We start from the raw sequence: 15148 nt of genomic DNA, 5'->3' as shown, positions 1-15148 counted from the left end.
TTTTTATTGTTTCAACACTTTATGAGAGGAGGAGTGGATTAGGTTGACCTCGACATGGACTTGATCCAATTCCATGATAGAAATTAGAGGCTTTCCTTGGGAACGAAGCTTCTTCCAACGCTCGTGATCATGGCGGTAGATCATTTCTTCCAGATTGTATAGATCGATCTGCTTTGCCTTCGCTGCGTCGAAGGAACGCCTGATTTCGCGTTCAATCGTCTCTGCGGCCGCAGCACGGAGGCGTGCGGATGTTATTCCGCTGTCCGCCGCTAATTCTGTGATATAGGCCTTAGCACGCACATTCAAATTAACTCGAATCGGGTCGTTTCCCGGACCGATTTGAATGTCCGGATCGCGATGAGCGATATTGATCGTTACCGGGGCTCCTTCATCTAGAACTAAGGGCAAGGGGAAACTGATCATTCGTCGGAACTTCACGTATCTAGCCCCCTGAAGCATTTCCGAATCAACCAGTCCCCGGTTTTTGCCCTGCGCGATGGCATATGCACCGACAAGCTTGACTTGAGGAGTAGGTTCGCCATCCCCCTTCCAGACCCCTTCGGTCCAGCTGACCAAGGGTAACAGCTTTGTCACTGCTGGCTCCTTCACGCCGTCCATTAGTTTGATTAGTCGGAGGGGCTCGACGTAAGAATAAAGTTTAAATAATTCTTCCGGGTCCAGCAGTGCTGAGTTGAGCACCGACTCATTCAGCAGGGAGATGCTCTTGAGTATGTCAGGTAATTTCTGGTCGGTGCCAAACACCCAAGGCGTGTACCGAAGATCGCGGGTTTGGATCAAGCCGTTGACAGCTTCGGGCAGATGCTTGTCCAACAGCGCTTTGGAGAAGATGATCGTTCGCACATGTGTCCAGGATGTTCGTTGCTGGGAGGCGGGATAGAGCGAAATCAAAGCCTCGTCGATCGTCCTTCCTTCGCTTTTTCCGATCCAAACCTCCCCATGTCCCGTTTCAACTGCTCCCTCTTGCTTCGCGATATCGGAAAAGTCCAGCAGTTGGGCATAGATGACGAAACGGCCATTCTCATAATCGACACCCAATGCGGTGATAAAGTTGATATTTTGCGCCTCCTTCATATCCCAACAGCCTGTCAGCAGCAGGATCAGCGCAAGGAACACGGGAATCACTCTCAAGGTTTGTCCCTCCTTGCGGTTTGATCCCGAGGCCGCAGAATCCGGGGGCGGTGCTTCACTGAATTCGACGGCTTCTTCAGAACCGCCTCAGCAAAGTCTTTTTTGACGAACGGAGAGAATGGTGACAGATAAGGCACCCCATAAGACTCTAATGAGGCAAGGTAAAGGATCAGACCGATAAAGCCGATCAGAAATCCGAACATCCCAAAAATGGAGGACAACAACAAAATCAAGATACGCAGTTGGGATGTGGTTCCGCTTAAGGTCTGATTCTCTAAGGTGGAGCTGGCTACGATAGAGATGGCCGCAGTAACGATAATGGTCGGTGAGGTAATCCCGGCGCGGATGGCAGCATCTCCGATAATCAGGCCGCCGACAACCGTGATTGTCTGCCCCATGGCTTGGGGGAGTCTTTTGCCTGCCTCATTAAATATCTCGAACAAAAATAACATCATGAAGGTTTCAAACGGGACCGGAAACGGTAAGCCATGCCGCGACTTGCTGATGGTGGCCAGCAGCGGGACGGGAATTTGCTCCAGATTAAAACTGGTTAACGCGACATAGAAGCCCGGGAGAAACAGTCCGATCGCGAGCCCGATGAGTCTGAGCACTTTTTGCACGGACACAATGTAGTAAGGGTTGTTGGCATCTTCCGGTGAAATCAACAGATTCATCATGGTTACGGGAGCCACGATCGCAATGGGGTTCCCGTCCGCCAACACGGCGAATCGGCCCGCCAGCAAGGCATCGGCAACGTAGTCCGGTCTCCCTGAGTAATCGGTCAGCGGGAATATAGCTCGTTTATGCGCGCCTTTGACGATGGATTCGAGATACGAGGTGCCGATAATCGCATCGGTGTCTATCTCATTCAATCGCTTTCGAGCCTCTTCGAGAATATCCGGATTGATGACATCTCGAATATAGAACAGCGCGATGCGCGTTTCGCCCCGCGTCCCTTTGATAATCTCCTCGACACCCAGGGAAGCGGTCCGCAGCCGTTTTCGAATTAATCCGATGTTGGTCGATAAGTTCTCGGTAAAGCCATCACGGGCTCCTTTGACGGCCGATTCTGTGCTGGCTTCTTCGGGGGAACGGCCAGGTGGATTCGAGATATTGCAGCTGAAGAAGGTCTGGTTATGTTCAAAATAAAGAACCAGTCTTCCGGAGTAAACTTGAAGAGTAAGATGATGCAGCAAGTCCGATTCTTCGATCCGATTTAACGGTAAATAGGGATTACGTCCAAGTGCGTCAATCTCGAGGTTGGCCTGGTCCCGACACAGATCAGCAAGCCGGGGATAGATCACCTCGTTTAGCTGTTTCAAATCCGTCATTGGCTCACAATAGATTAACGTGATCGCATGCCCTGACCCCATTTCGGCAGCAAACGGGCGAAGCTTGACATCGGAAGAAGGCTGGAAATAATTGATCAGGTACGGAATGTCGATCTTGTTTGATGGTTGACCGGATGGTCGATCGCTGGAATTCATGTGGATCCTCCTTTCCTGTGTGTTCTGAATAAAGCGGCAGCAGTAATGAAGAGCATCATGAACAGCAGGAAACAGGCGTTAATCGGGAATATGTAACGAATCATCAGATGCTGAAACAGGATGTCGGTCATGGTGTAACAGCTAAGTAGAATCAGGATGACCGTGAGGACGGCGAGTAACGTAGGTCTCCAGCGGGGATTTTGCTTCTTCCACATGTCTGCGATGACGATCAGCGCAAAGGAAATGCGGATCACGGTGCCGGACAGCCATTGATAAATCGAGAAGAAATCGGTTTGCGATACGTATTTGCCAAACCCGGCAATTCTCCACTCCTCATACGCTGGATAACGTTGGACCGCCGCCTCAAACGGATTAAACTCGACAATCGCGCCGGTCAGGGGTCCCAGCGTCAAACCAAACAGGATCAGACTGAACACAATGAGCTGAATTCGGGTTAACGGGGCCTTTAGGTAGGGTTGAAGAAAAAAGACAAAGAAGATCTCGAACAACCCGGCACAGGCGTACCATACTCCTTTAAAAACCGGAATCCATCCTTGTTCCAAAAGAGGGAACAGCAGACTGTAATCTTTAAATTCGATGTTGACGATCGCGACATAGAAGCCGAGCAGGACGACAAGCGGCAACAAGATACCGGAGGTCACCGCGATCGTTTTCATGCCCTTCAATGCTCCAACGAAACATAGCAGCATCAAGATCGACGAACTGGCTATAACCGGAGTGTAGGGCAGAAACGTCACCTTCATCCACATGACGGTATCGTATAAACTGAACCACGCCGTAGCGAAGAAGAAGACGGTGATCACCCAGCGAAATCCAAAAGCAGGAATTCGGCCCAGTCGATGGCGAATCCAATCGGGGAGAGGTTGGGTTCCAATCCGGGACGAAGCGTAGTAAGTAAGCCAAACTACAATTGCAAATGGCACGGCGGACAGTATCACGGAAAACCAAGCATCCCGTTTGGCGATTTGCAGCAAGGCCGGTATGATGAAGACATGGTTCGTGATCCCGATGGCCAGCATCAACGTCATGATAGCCTGCAGGTTCGTAGCTTTCGGTGAGCGGATCATAAGCTTCTCCCATCCTGATAGATTCTGGCTCTACTCATTGAGTTATTATTCGCAGAGGAGGCGCGTGACATGCAAAACCGCAAGATATGGAGTATCGGGGTGTTGATCCTCGTGTGCGCGATGCTGCTGGTCGGCTTGCAACGGATCCAATCGATCGAGACGAGCGAAATAGCCGAGATGACCGAGCCAGAAGCGGATGCCTTAGATCCACTGAAAGACGCGGAGCAGCAGTTGGACGCGCTGGTTGCGATAGGAGAGGCCGTAACGTCGAATCCGTTTCGTATCACCGTAAAATGGCAGGGGGATTGGGACTCGCTGCTCTCCTCAGAGGAAGCGGCGGGGGTATTAGCTACCCGACTGGGGCTGTCAAGTCCAGAGTCGGGAATGGTTCAAGGGAGAACCGTGTATCAGTCACAAGGTCAGATCGAAGGAATTCACGCCGAGCTAGATTTGGTCACGCTGGAAGAGGGCAAGCATTACGCGATGCTTCGACTGGAAGCGGCCGGTGAGGATCCGGCGCTATGGAAGCAACTTCAAGAAGCCCAACGGATGGCAGGGGAATCACTGGCGGATGAAGGCGTCGATCCAAGATGGAATGCAGCGATACAGGGGATGGCCTGGCCTGCATCCGTGAAAGAGGAGGGGGAAGGCTCCGGCGATTCTGTGCTGGCTGCGACGCTTGACCGCTTGGAATCGCAAATCAAGCGATCCGCCAAATTGAAGTTGAAGCAAGTTGAAGCGTTTGGGGACGAAGGAACGGCCAGCCGTACGTATCGGGTGGATGCCTTGCCAATCACGATCCTCAGCGGGGAGCATCACGTGGCGTTGCAGGTGGCGGTTCATCGCAACAGCGGCACCGGGATGGATGAGATTACGATCGGTACGCCGCTGCTCACGGTAGAATATTAGAGAGATCATTAAAAGGAGGAACGGAGATTCGTGCAACGTCTGTTGCTGCATCAGCAAAGCTGCTCGGAAATCTTCGTCTATGAAACGGACGAGCTATATGGCGAGCGAGGGACGTTTCGCGTCCTTCAGTTCGCCAGCGAGGCGGTACAAGGCGCGATGGATATGATCCGACCCGAACGGATCATACTAGAATATCCGCGGGCGATGTTGTATTTGCTTCAGCGCCATGTTTCCGATCCCGGACGGGTGTTCATCATCGGTCAAGGCACAGGAACGATCGCCAGCCATTTGAGCGGTTGCGACGTGATTATAGCGGAGATTGATCCGCTGGTGGCGGAAATTAGCCGCCGCTTTTTCGGTTATACGGGGGATTCGGTGCGTATCGGGGACGGGCGGACTTTGCTTGAACAAGAGAAGCCCAAATCCCTCGACGGCATTATCGTGGATGCGTTCTCCGAACAGGGAACGCCGAGCCATTTGACGTCGCTTGGTTTTTTTCAGTTGGCGGCGGAAAGACTGGATGAGGAAGGGATCCTGCTGCTCAATCTATTCGGACGCGGGGCTGAGGACGCTTGGATTGCGGCGCTTACTGCCACGTTACGAGAAGTGATGGAGGATGTCCGGGTGTTTACGCTGCCGGCAACGGAGCCTCACGAACCCCGGAATATGCTGCTCGCGGGCAGCCGTAAGCCGATCCAGTATCAAGCCCACGGCATGGCCGGATTTGTAGAGGTCGAGCCTCCAGCGGGGTATATCATTTATGACCCTGTCTCATTATAGATAGATGATGGAATCCGTCTGGCGAATGTGCTAAAATGGCATCACATCCCGTGATGCCTTGTAAAGAGATGTCATTGATCGGGAATGAAGTTTAAAAATTACCAATCTTACATAGAAAGAATGAGGAGCTATGGCTGACAATTTCTCACAACCCACAGTTCAGCCCCCAGGGGCGGTATTTTTTATTTTCGGAGCTACCGGAGATTTAGCGCGCCGTAAGCTCTTCCCGGCTATCTATTCCTTGTATCGTGAAGGGAAACTGGCCGAGGATTTCGCCGTCATCGGTGTAGCCCGCCGTCCGCGTACGGACGAAGAATTTAAGGAGGATCTGTATCGGTCAATTGAGGAATTTTGCCGGTACAAGATCGACGACCAGGAGCATTGGGGGCGCTTCGCGCAGCATTTCTCCTATAAATCGCTGGACATCAATAACGTTGACGGTTATCACGAGCTGAGAGAACTGACCGAGTCTGTGGAAGCACGGTTTGGGATTCCCGGAAACCGTCTGTTCTACTTGGCATTGGCACCGGAGCTGTTCGGCAGCGTCTCTTTTAACCTGCAGAAGGGCGGCATGTTAGATACGAGCGGCTGGCACCGGTTGGTAATCGAGAAGCCGTTTGGCTATGATCTGCAGTCTGCTCAGAAGCTGAATGAAGAGCTGAGCCAGGTGTTTAAAGAAGAGGAGATTTACCGGATCGATCACTATCTCGGCAAGGAAATGGTGCAGAACATTGAAGTGATTCGCTTTGCGAATGCGTTCTTCGAACCGCTCTGGAACAACAAGCACATTGCCAATGTGCAAATTACGCTCAGCGAGACGGTTGGCGTGGAAGAACGCGGCGGATATTACGATCATGCCGGTGCATTGCGTGACATGGGGCAGAACCATATGCTGCAAATGCTCACGATGATCGCCATGGAGCCGCCTAGCCGCTTGTATGCGGAGGATATCCGCGACGAGAAGGTGAAGGTGCTGCGCTCGTTGCGTCCGTATGAGTCGGTGCAAGAAGTGAAGGAGAACGTGGTACGCGGGCAATATATCGCTGGGGAAGCGAGAGGCAAGAAGCTGCCGGGTTATCGTGAGGAGGACAAGGTTGATCCGAACTCCAATACCGAGACGTATTTTGCGGCCAAAGTGTACGTTGACAATTTCCGTTGGGCCGGCGTGCCGTTCTATATTCGCACCGGGAAGCGGCTTCCGGTCAAAACGACAGAGGTCGTGGTGGAATTTAAGGCGATGCCAACGAATGTCTATCTCGGTCAAAAGCACACGCTGGAGCCGAACCTGCTCGTGATCCGCGTTAATCCGATGGAGGGCATCTACATTAAGATTAATGCCAAGAAGCCAGGCTCGGAATCGCAAATCCAACCGCTCGCGATGGACTTTTGCCAAAGCTGTCTGGTGGGGATCAACTCGCCGGAAGCTTACGAGCGCTTGATCTACGATGCAGCTCAAGGGGATTCGACGTATTTCACCCGTTGGGACGAAGTAGCGGCGGCTTGGGCCTTTGTCGATCGAATTGCGGCGGCTTGGGCGCAAAATCCGTCCGACATCAGTACGTATCCTGCCGGCTCTTGGGGACCGAAGGAAGCGGACGAGCTGCTGGCGAAGGACGGCTTCCACTGGTGGCCGGTGAACGGTCAAGAGGAAGATAATGTCGTTTGGATTAACCCGAATTAATGCTGCGTTAACTGTGAACGAACCGGTCAATGGGCGAATAGAATAGGTTTAGCTGAAAACACCTTCATGTCCTATCAGGGCGTAAGGTGTTTTTGCTTAACGGAAGGACAAAATATGATACAATAGAAAACGTGAATTTGTGGACGAGAGGAAAGTGAGCATGAGCAAAGCATTGGACCAAGTGCTGCAGCAGGAAGTGGACAAACGGCGTACGTTTGCAATCATTTCCCACCCGGACGCCGGGAAAACGACGCTGACCGAAAAACTGCTGCTGTTCGGCGGCGCGATTCGCCTCGCCGGATCGGTCAAGGCGCGCAAAGCGAGCAAACACGCGACAAGTGACTGGATGGAAATCGAGAAGCAACGGGGAATTTCCGTTACTTCTTCCGTCATGCAGTTTGATTATAACGGCCATCGGGTGAACATCTTGGATACACCGGGCCACCAAGACTTCTCGGAGGATACGTATCGGACGCTGACTGCAGCAGACAGCGCCGTCATGTTGATCGACGTGGCGAAGGGCGTGGAGGCCCAGACGATCAAGCTGTTCCAGGTCTGCGCGAAGCGAGGCATTCCGATTTTCACTTTCATTAACAAGCTGGACCGGGAAGGTCGGAACCCGTTTGAATTGATGGAGGAAATCGAACAGGTGCTGGGTATTCGCTCCGTTCCGATGAACTGGCCGATTGGGATGGGCCGCGAGCTGTCAGGGGTCTATGACCGGATGAAGAATCAGGTTGAGCTGTTCCAAGGAGACGACCACTCCACGATTCAGGTGAAGAAGGTGGATGGGTATACGGATCCGGTGATCCGTGAAATGGCGGGTGAATATCTCCATGACCAGCTGTGCCAGGACCTGGAGCTGCTGGACATAGCCGGGGACCCGTTTGATTATGAGAAGGTTCGCAAAGGTGAATTAACGCCAGTGTTTTTTGGCAGTGCGGTCAATAATTTTGGCGTGCAGACCTTCCTGGAGAACTTCCTGCAGCTGGCTCCAAAGCCGACGCCGCGGCGCAGTACCGAAGGTTTAGTTGATCCTACGAACGAGAAGTTCTCGGGGTACGTGTTCAAAATCCAAGCGAACATGAACCCTGCGCACCGCGACCGGATCGCTTTCTTGCGTATTGTTTCAGGTAAGTTCGAACGCGGCATGACCGTGAAGCATGTGCGGGCGGGTAAGGAGATCAAACTGTCTCAACCGCAGCAATTTCTGGCGCAGGATCGGGATATCGTCAGCGAAGCGTATCCTGGGGACATCGTTGGGTTGTTTGACCCGGGCATTTTCCGGATCGGTGACTCGCTGAGTCAAGGCAGCGAAATCGTATTTGACGAGCTGCCGACGTTCTCTCCGGAGATTTTCGCCAAGGTGACGGTCAAGAACGCACTGAAGCATAAGCAATACCAGAAGGGGATCGATCAATTGACCGAGGAGGGCACGATTCAGGTGTTCACTACGGTTGGATTTGAAGATACGCTGCTGGGCGTGGTAGGACAGCTGCAGTTCGAAGTGTTTGAATACCGGATGAAAAATGAATATGGCGTGGATGTCCAGCTTCAACGGATGCCGTATCAGTTCGCACGCTGGATTGTGGGCGACAAAATCGACCCTTCCAAGTTCCGGATCAATTCCACGCTGGTGAAGGATAAGAAAGGCAACTATGTCGCGCTGTTCGAAAATGAATACGCGATGCGGACGGCGATGGAGAAAAATCCTGACGCGAAGTTCCTAGAGACCGCACCTTAAGATGTAAGGTCCGCAGCCTTCCGAACAGAGGAAAGACCGCCCTAGGATAGGGCGGTCTTTTTTGTTGTAGCGGGCAGTTCTATTTCAATGGTTTGAGGCTAGCCTGATTCACTTGTTGCTTGAGCACGGATACCAGTTCATTTTGCTTGGGCGTATCGATATGCTTCCAGATCGTTTCGAAGACGACGCCAAGACCCGGCAGTGCGGCTTCCTGAGCGTCGATCGATCCTTCGATCATCTCCCGCAGTCCTTGCTCGTCTTTGCCGTGAATTTTGTGCATAATCGCTTGACGCAGGTCGAGTGTAATGGATGGCACGTAGTTTCCCTCCTTGAAATAAGTGACTTGCCCGGTGTTAATTTGCCCGATTGCTACTGGGAAAATGCGCGGGGGTGCGGAAACGTGAATCGTTGTCGTGTGGTCTGGACGCGATCCTGAACCTGAGCCTGAGAATGGTCGTGATGTAACGGACCGTAATGACGTTATTTGTTCATTTCCCGGTTATTTCCCGCTGTAATGGACTCCAGGGCTCTTATTGGGTTCTTTTGTCGGAGATTATACTGGTTTTGCCTGAAATAAGGTCTTCTCAGTCCGTTAAGTTCAGGGAATGTGCGAACCTGATAAATAACGCCTCTGGTGTCCGTTAGCGCATCTAAGCTGCTTCCCGCCATGCTCCTTCCTGGATTGTGGTATACTAAATCGGATGGATAAAATATGGGTGGTGAGAGCATGGCAAATGCAGCTAAAAAACAGTTTGCCGTGATCGGTATGGGCCGTTTTGGGTTAAGTGTGGCAACCTCACTTAGCAGCATGGGCTTTGACGTTCTGGCGATCGATGCGGATGAACATCATACGCAGGCCGTGGCGAATCAGGTCACGCACGCGGTAACCGCGGATTCCACCGATGAAGATGCGCTGCGCGCACTGGGAATTCGAAATTTTGACGTCGTTGTTGTAGCGATTGGTGAAGATATTCAGGCCAGCATTTTAACCACGCTGATCCTCAAAGACATGGGCGGGCCGCTCATTGTGGTGAAGGCGCAAAATGAATTGCATGGCAAAGTGTTGCAGAAAATTGGGGCCGATAAGGTCATTTTCCCGGAACGGGATATGGGGCTGCGGGTGGCGCATCATCTGACCTCCCCGAACGTCTTGGATTATATCGAATTGTCCGACGAGTACAGCATTGTGGAGATGCGTGTCAGCTCGGAAATGGTTGGCAAGAACCTGAAGGAGCTGGATATTCGCGCTCGGTTTGGCTGTAACGTGATGGCGATTAAGCGGGGCAGCAAAATGAACATCTCCCCGGCAGCGACGGTTCCGTTGACGGAGGAGGACGTGCTCGTCATCGTTGGCGAGAAGGGGGATTTAACGAAGCTGGAGCTGGCTTATGCTGAGTAATAAGACAAGCCGGGCTTCGTGAGCGACGGATCTTTTTGAAACCAGAGTAAGGATGGAAGAACATGGAAATCTTGTCTGCACAGAATCCCCGCGTCAAGGAATGGGCGGGGCTGCTTGAGAAGAAAAATCGGGACAAGCAGGGGAAATACCTGATTGAAGGCATTCACCTCGTGCAGGAGGCGCTTGAGGCGCGGGCAGACGTGGAGTGCGTCTGCTACGATATTGAAGGCGGCATCCCAGCCGAACTGCAGGAGGCCGCGTCCGCAGGGCTGGACGTCCATTGGATCGGCGTGTCCGCCGCCGTGATCGCCAAGTGCAGCGATACGAAGTCGCCGCAGCCGGTGTTCGCGGTCGTCCGCAAGGACCGCGGGACGGTCGCTCCGCTCCTGGCGAAGGAGCGGAGCTTGGTGGTCGTGCTCGACGGTGTGCAGGATCCCGGCAACGTCGGCACGATCATTCGCAGCGCCGATGCGGTCGCTGCGGACGGGGTCATCGTCGGCGCTGGCTGCGCCGACATCTACGGGCCCAAGGTGCTGCGTGCCACCATGGGCTCGCTGTTCCACCTGCCGGTCATGCATGCCGACCTGGCAGAGGTGCTGCCGCAGGCGAAGCAGCGGGGCATCCGGCTGGCCGGCACCAGCCTGCAGGCGGCGGCGAACTGCTTCGCCTACGATTTCACGCAGCCCGTGTGGCTGCTCTTCGGCAGCGAGGGCGGTGGCCTGAGCCCGACCGTCCGCGAGCTGATGGACGACGGGCTGCTGATTCCGATGCGCGGCCAGGCCGAATCGCTGAACGTGGCCATGGCCGCCTCGGTGCTGCTGTATGAGGCGATGCGGCAGCGATATTATCGCTAGCGCGAAAAAATCAAACCCCGAACCAGAATCTCCGGTTCGGGGTTTTTATTTACGTAAAGCCCTTGATAGCCAGCTTGGAGCCAAGGGCTTTTTTGTTTAGTTCCAGGTCCTTCATATAGTTATTAATTTTGGAGTCGAGTTGTTCGATCAGGTACCTGCGGATCTCCTCGATATGCTCTTCTTGACAGAAAGCGGAAACCGCCAGGGTCCCATCGCAATAATGTTTGGTTTCATGAACGGCGATATTCAGCTTCTCTTTATACAGACGTTTGACTGCTCCCGGTCCTGTGATGGGTTTGATTTCGTAATAACGATTTGTTTCCACAAGCAGCTTCCATGGCATGACTCTCGATGCCAGTTGATCTTTCCTTAATTCAATGGTGACTTGGTACAGCGTTTTTAAGCTGTTCATGTTGCAGGTCCCCTTGTATATTTATGCACTGTGATGAATATTATAGCATGGTTCATGTCAGCTTTGAAGTTAAGTTTCATTACAAAAATTTAATCCTAAAGAACTATACGAAATTGACCTCAAAAAATCAAGGGCAAAACCATGAAAGTGTGCCTTTTCATTTCCATTCGTGCGTCCTTCTTTTTTGGCCATGTCCCGCATAACTTTGTAGAGAAGCAGGGGTGATAGAACATGCGGATACGACGACGACGCGGATGGCGAAGCCGAACCAGGCGGCCAAAGCATAGACGAACGATATGGATCGTCCTTGTGCTCGTTACGGTGATCGGCCTGCTGCAATTTGTACAGTATGTCGAACGCCGGATGACAGGGCCTATCATTCATCTGGCGCAAATTCGAGTCAAGCAAATCGCGACAGAATCCATTAATGACGCCATCACCGCGCAAGTCGCAAATCAACAACAGGTCGAAGAATTGATCGACTGGAAGATGGACGATAACGGAAAAATCACCGGGTTTATGCTCAACTACTCCGCCCACATGAAGGTCACGTCTGAAACGATTCAAACGGTGCGGCATACGCTGGTGGAGGTCGCCCGGCTATCGGAGTCCATCCCGCTGGGGCAGGCTCTCGGCAGTCCGATTCTGGCTTCCTTTGGTCCCAGTATTCCAATCAAGATCGAGCCCAAAGGGGATGTGAAGGTTGATCTGAATACACGGCAACAAGATGCCGGGATTAACATGATTCTTGTCGAAGTGTACCTTCGGGTAAAAACGGAGCTGGCCGTCGTCGTCCCGTTTGACATGGAGTCACAGACGGTTGAAACGGAAATCCCGGTGTCCTACTTGCTCGTGGTTGGAGATGTGCCGATGTACTACTATGACAGCAAAGGCAACCCGGTGGGCGAAGGCCAAGCTAATGCACCTAACATTGCTCTTCCGGTGCTGCCCAGCGAGAAGGATTCCACTGAGCCGCTGACCAAGGACAAAGGGAATCTGCCAGATGGAAATGGAGGAACGGGGAATTCCAATTCCGCTGGAAATCCAGAGGCCGGGAACAACGGTTCGAGCACGGAGGAATCCCCCCACTCAGAAACAACCGATACGGGGGAACATGAATAAAAGGGCGCCGACTATTTGGTCGCCCTTTTATTTTTTTTGGAGCGTTCCGCTTGTTCCCATTTCTTCAGCAGTGGGTATGGATCAAATGCCCATTCCGTGCTTCCCGTATCCCGATAGATCCCGTAATGCAAATGCGGCGGGAATTTCCCCGACGTTCCCGGCGGGCCGTAGCCGCTGCTGCCCACCCAGCCGATCGTTTGTCCAGGCTCGACGAAATGACCGACCTCGATTCCTTTCTCATAACCTTGCAGATGTGCATAGTAGTGGTAACGGTTCTGGATATCCCGGATGCCGATGCGCCACCCCCCGTAAGGGTTCCACCCTTTCGTTTCTACAATCCCGTAGCAAACGCTGCGTACTGTGACGCCCATCGGGGCAAAGATATCCGTGCCCTCATGGATTCGGAGACCGCCCCAGCCGCGCCGATCCCCCCAGGTGTCGCGATAGGTATAGGAGCTGCGCAGCGGAAGCGGAAAGGCGCTGTCTGATAAGTCCAGCTTGCCCCAGTGTTTATACATTTTCGCGAATTGGCGAATCCGTTCGACCGCAGCATCATGTTGATAGTAACGCCATAAGGCGATGCGAAAATCATCTTCTGTATAGCCGAAGCTGGTTAAATAAGAAGCCAAGGTGTACAAGGCGTCCCGATCGTTCGTCGGGTCGGCTGCGCCATCTGCGGTGGCATCCTTCCCAACGCCGCCAAACAGTTCGATGGTGGCCGGATTTCGATCCTCAGGATCGGGATTGAGCGGCCCGGACCAGAACGCTTCCTTGAAGCGAAACCCGGTTACGCGCTGCACTTGCTGTTGCTGTTCCTTACGCGGTGTGATGGTGCGTTCATATTGATCTACAGCCGCAAGCCAATACCAGGGAACACTCGTCAACAGTTCCATCTCTTCGTACAAGGTGCGTCGTTGCTGGAATACGCTGACCACCGGCTTCTCTGTTGTTCCTGGAGCGTTCGCCTCTGCAGCTCCTATGCCTAAGATCGGTCCAAATGAGGTAATCAGCATCACACAGGCGATGCACCAGGCCGCTTTGCCGCGGGCAAACCGTTGAGACTTCAAGGCAAGTATTCCTCCTTCGCCTTTATTTTGCACGCGATTCGTGACCCTCTTAGAGTGAGGCAAATGCTGTTTTTTTATTCCATTTGCGAAGTAGGTTTTTCCAGCGGATTCATGATATAATAAATGGCGCTACAGCTTAAATCACAAGAAGGAAGGTCTTGCGCTTTGGCTAAACAAATCCAGGAACCGAAACCGGATTGGATTCGTATTAAATTGACGACAGGTGACAACTACCAAGACATCAAGCAGATGATGCGCTCTAAAACTTTACATACCGTTTGCGAAGAGGCGCGTTGTCCAAATATATATGAGTGCTGGGCCAACCGGACGGCAACGTTTATGATTTTGGGCGATATTTGTACACGGGCATGCCGCTTCTGTGCGGTGAATACGGGGATGCCAACGGAGCTCGATTTACAGGAGCCACAGCGCGTGGCGGAAGCAGCAGAGCAGATGAATTTGCGCCACTGCGTCGTGACCAGCGTAGCTCGGGATGATTTGAAGGACGGCGGGGCAAGCATTTTTGCCGGGACGATTAAAGCGATCCGGGAACGCTTGCCGTTCTGCAGCGTTGAAGTGCTGATCCCAGACTTTCAGGGGGATGCGGATGCGCTACGGATCGTGATGGATGCGAAGCCGGATATTCTGAACCATAACATCGAAACGGTGGAACGGTTGTCTGACCGCGTTCGTGCGAAGGCGAAATACCGGCGCTCCTTGGAGCTGCTCCGGCGAGCGAAGGAAATGCAGCCGGAGATTCCAACGAAGTCCAGCATTATGCTGGGGGTTGGAGAAGAATGGGACGAGATCTTGCAGGCGATGGACGATCTGCGGGCCGTGGACTGCGATATTTTGACGATCGGACAATATTTGCAGCCTACACCGCAGCATTTGCGCGTAGAGAAATATTATAAACCTGAGCAGTTTGCAGCGCTGAAGGAAGAAGGCATGAAGCGCGGCTTCAGCCACGTGGAGTCCGGTCCGCTTGTGCGCAGCTCGTATCATGCGCATGAACAGGTCCAATCGGCCAAGAAACAAGCCGGCGCACCTGTTTCGCCGTAAACCGAAAGGAGGATGGGGCTTTGATTCAAATTGGCGGCAGAACCTACGAACTGATTAAGAATTATCGGGATGCGTGGGATCCTGAAGCGTTTAAGCAGCGTTACAGCGAAGTGCTTGACCGCTATGATTACATCATTGGGGACTGGGGTTATGAGAAGCTCCGCCTCAAGGGTTTTCTGCGGGACAACCATCCCAAGGCTAATCGGGATACCGCGTATTCCGGCATCACGGATTATATTAACGAATACTGTAATTTCGGCTGCGCTTATTTTGTTCTTCAGAAGGTGCGGGATAACCATAAGGATAAGGACGCAGCGAAGGACAAAGATGCCGGAAACGGTAAAGACGTGCAAACCCAGGAAACAGAAACGGCCCCCGAATAATCGGGAGGCCG

General features: G+C 52.8%; 15 protein-coding genes. 9 read left to right on the top strand and 6 right to left on the bottom strand.

The annotated features are described in order from the left end of the window. Positions 1-3: 3 nt before the first annotated feature. The 3 genes from M891_RS0110535 to M891_RS23705 are packed head-to-tail and all read right to left on the bottom strand — an operon-like array spanning position 4 to position 3724. A complete protein-coding gene (locus tag M891_RS0110535; RefSeq protein ID WP_232228325.1) occupies positions 4-1143 on the bottom strand; it encodes a Ger(x)C family spore germination protein in 1140 nt (379 codons plus the stop codon). Between the two features lie 2 nt (positions 1144-1145). Beyond that, positions 1146-2636, bottom strand: a complete 1491-nt coding sequence (locus tag M891_RS0110530; protein ID WP_028538808.1) for a spore germination protein — start codon at positions 2634-2636, stop codon at positions 1146-1148. Beyond that, positions 2633-3724: an endospore germination permease gene (locus tag M891_RS23705; RefSeq protein WP_051416911.1), complete on the bottom strand. Its 1092-nt coding sequence runs from the start codon at positions 3722-3724 to the stop codon at positions 2633-2635. The genes M891_RS0110530 and M891_RS23705 overlap by 4 nt, the downstream gene beginning before the upstream one ends. A gap of 69 nt (positions 3725-3793) precedes the next feature. On the opposite strand from M891_RS23705, the gene M891_RS0110520 reads away from it, so the two are divergent. From M891_RS0110520 to M891_RS0110505, 4 genes are all read left to right on the top strand, one after another. Further along, on the top strand, positions 3794-4633 hold the full coding sequence (locus M891_RS0110520) for a YwmB family TATA-box binding protein (protein ID WP_028538807.1): 840 nt from the start codon (positions 3794-3796) through the stop codon (positions 4631-4633). Between the two features lie 30 nt (positions 4634-4663). After that, positions 4664-5413 (top strand): spermidine synthase, encoded by a 750-nt coding sequence (locus M891_RS0110515; RefSeq protein ID WP_028538806.1) that lies wholly within the window; start codon positions 4664-4666, stop codon positions 5411-5413. A 130-nt stretch (positions 5414-5543) separates the two neighbouring features. Then, complete coding sequence (gene zwf / locus M891_RS0110510) at positions 5544-7094, top strand: glucose-6-phosphate dehydrogenase (RefSeq protein ID WP_028538805.1); 1551 nt, start codon at positions 5544-5546, stop codon at positions 7092-7094. 160 nt (positions 7095-7254) lie between these two features. Next, positions 7255-8838, top strand: coding sequence for a peptide chain release factor 3 (locus M891_RS0110505; RefSeq protein ID WP_028538804.1), 1584 nt, complete (start codon positions 7255-7257; stop codon positions 8836-8838). Between the two features lie 79 nt (positions 8839-8917). On the opposite strand, the gene sspI is transcribed toward M891_RS0110505, so the two are convergent. Further along, entirely contained in the window at positions 8918-9118 is a 201-nt protein-coding gene (gene sspI, locus M891_RS0110500; RefSeq protein WP_442952247.1) for a small acid-soluble spore protein SspI, read from the bottom strand. Between the two features lie 447 nt (positions 9119-9565). Here sspI and M891_RS0110490 point away from each other — a divergent pair, with 447 nt between their 5' ends. Together M891_RS0110490 and M891_RS0110485 are read left to right on the top strand one after the other, a co-directional pair. Continuing rightward, positions 9566-10237: a potassium channel family protein gene (locus M891_RS0110490; RefSeq protein WP_028538801.1), complete on the top strand. Its 672-nt coding sequence runs from the start codon at positions 9566-9568 to the stop codon at positions 10235-10237. Positions 10238-10299: 62 nt separating this feature from the next. Beyond that, complete coding sequence (locus tag M891_RS0110485) at positions 10300-11091, top strand: TrmH family RNA methyltransferase (RefSeq protein ID WP_028538800.1); 792 nt, start codon at positions 10300-10302, stop codon at positions 11089-11091. A gap of 49 nt (positions 11092-11140) precedes the next feature. Here M891_RS0110485 and M891_RS0110480 read toward each other — a convergent pair whose 3' ends face one another. Further along, a complete protein-coding gene (locus tag M891_RS0110480) occupies positions 11141-11503 on the bottom strand; it encodes a hypothetical protein (RefSeq protein ID WP_016310907.1) in 363 nt (120 codons plus the stop codon). A 231-nt stretch (positions 11504-11734) separates the two neighbouring features. Between M891_RS0110480 and yunB the strand changes: the two genes are divergently transcribed. Further along, the gene (yunB, locus tag M891_RS0110475; RefSeq protein WP_028538799.1) at positions 11735-12625 is read left to right on the top strand and encodes a sporulation protein YunB; all 891 of its coding nucleotides are present in this window, start codon (positions 11735-11737) and stop codon (positions 12623-12625) included. A gap of 11 nt (positions 12626-12636) precedes the next feature. Here the strand turns inward: yunB and M891_RS0110470 are convergent, their stop codons facing one another. Beyond that, on the bottom strand, positions 12637-13692 hold the full coding sequence (locus M891_RS0110470; protein ID WP_028538798.1) for a M23 family metallopeptidase: 1056 nt from the start codon (positions 13690-13692) through the stop codon (positions 12637-12639). A gap of 165 nt (positions 13693-13857) precedes the next feature. On the opposite strand from M891_RS0110470, the gene lipA reads away from it, so the two are divergent. Further along, entirely contained in the window at positions 13858-14754 is an 897-nt protein-coding gene (lipA, locus tag M891_RS0110465; RefSeq protein WP_016310911.1) for a lipoyl synthase, read from the top strand. Between the two features lie 20 nt (positions 14755-14774). Further along, complete coding sequence (locus M891_RS0110460; protein ID WP_028538797.1) at positions 14775-15137, top strand: YutD family protein; 363 nt, start codon at positions 14775-14777, stop codon at positions 15135-15137. The last annotated feature ends 11 nt before the right edge of the window (positions 15138-15148 follow it).

The sequence above is a fragment of the Paenibacillus sp. J14 genome (assembly GCF_000518465.1).
Taxonomy (GTDB): domain Bacteria; phylum Bacillota; class Bacilli; order Paenibacillales; family Paenibacillaceae; genus Fontibacillus; species Fontibacillus barengoltzii.
This window is presented reverse-complemented; position numbering and strand designations above follow the sequence as displayed.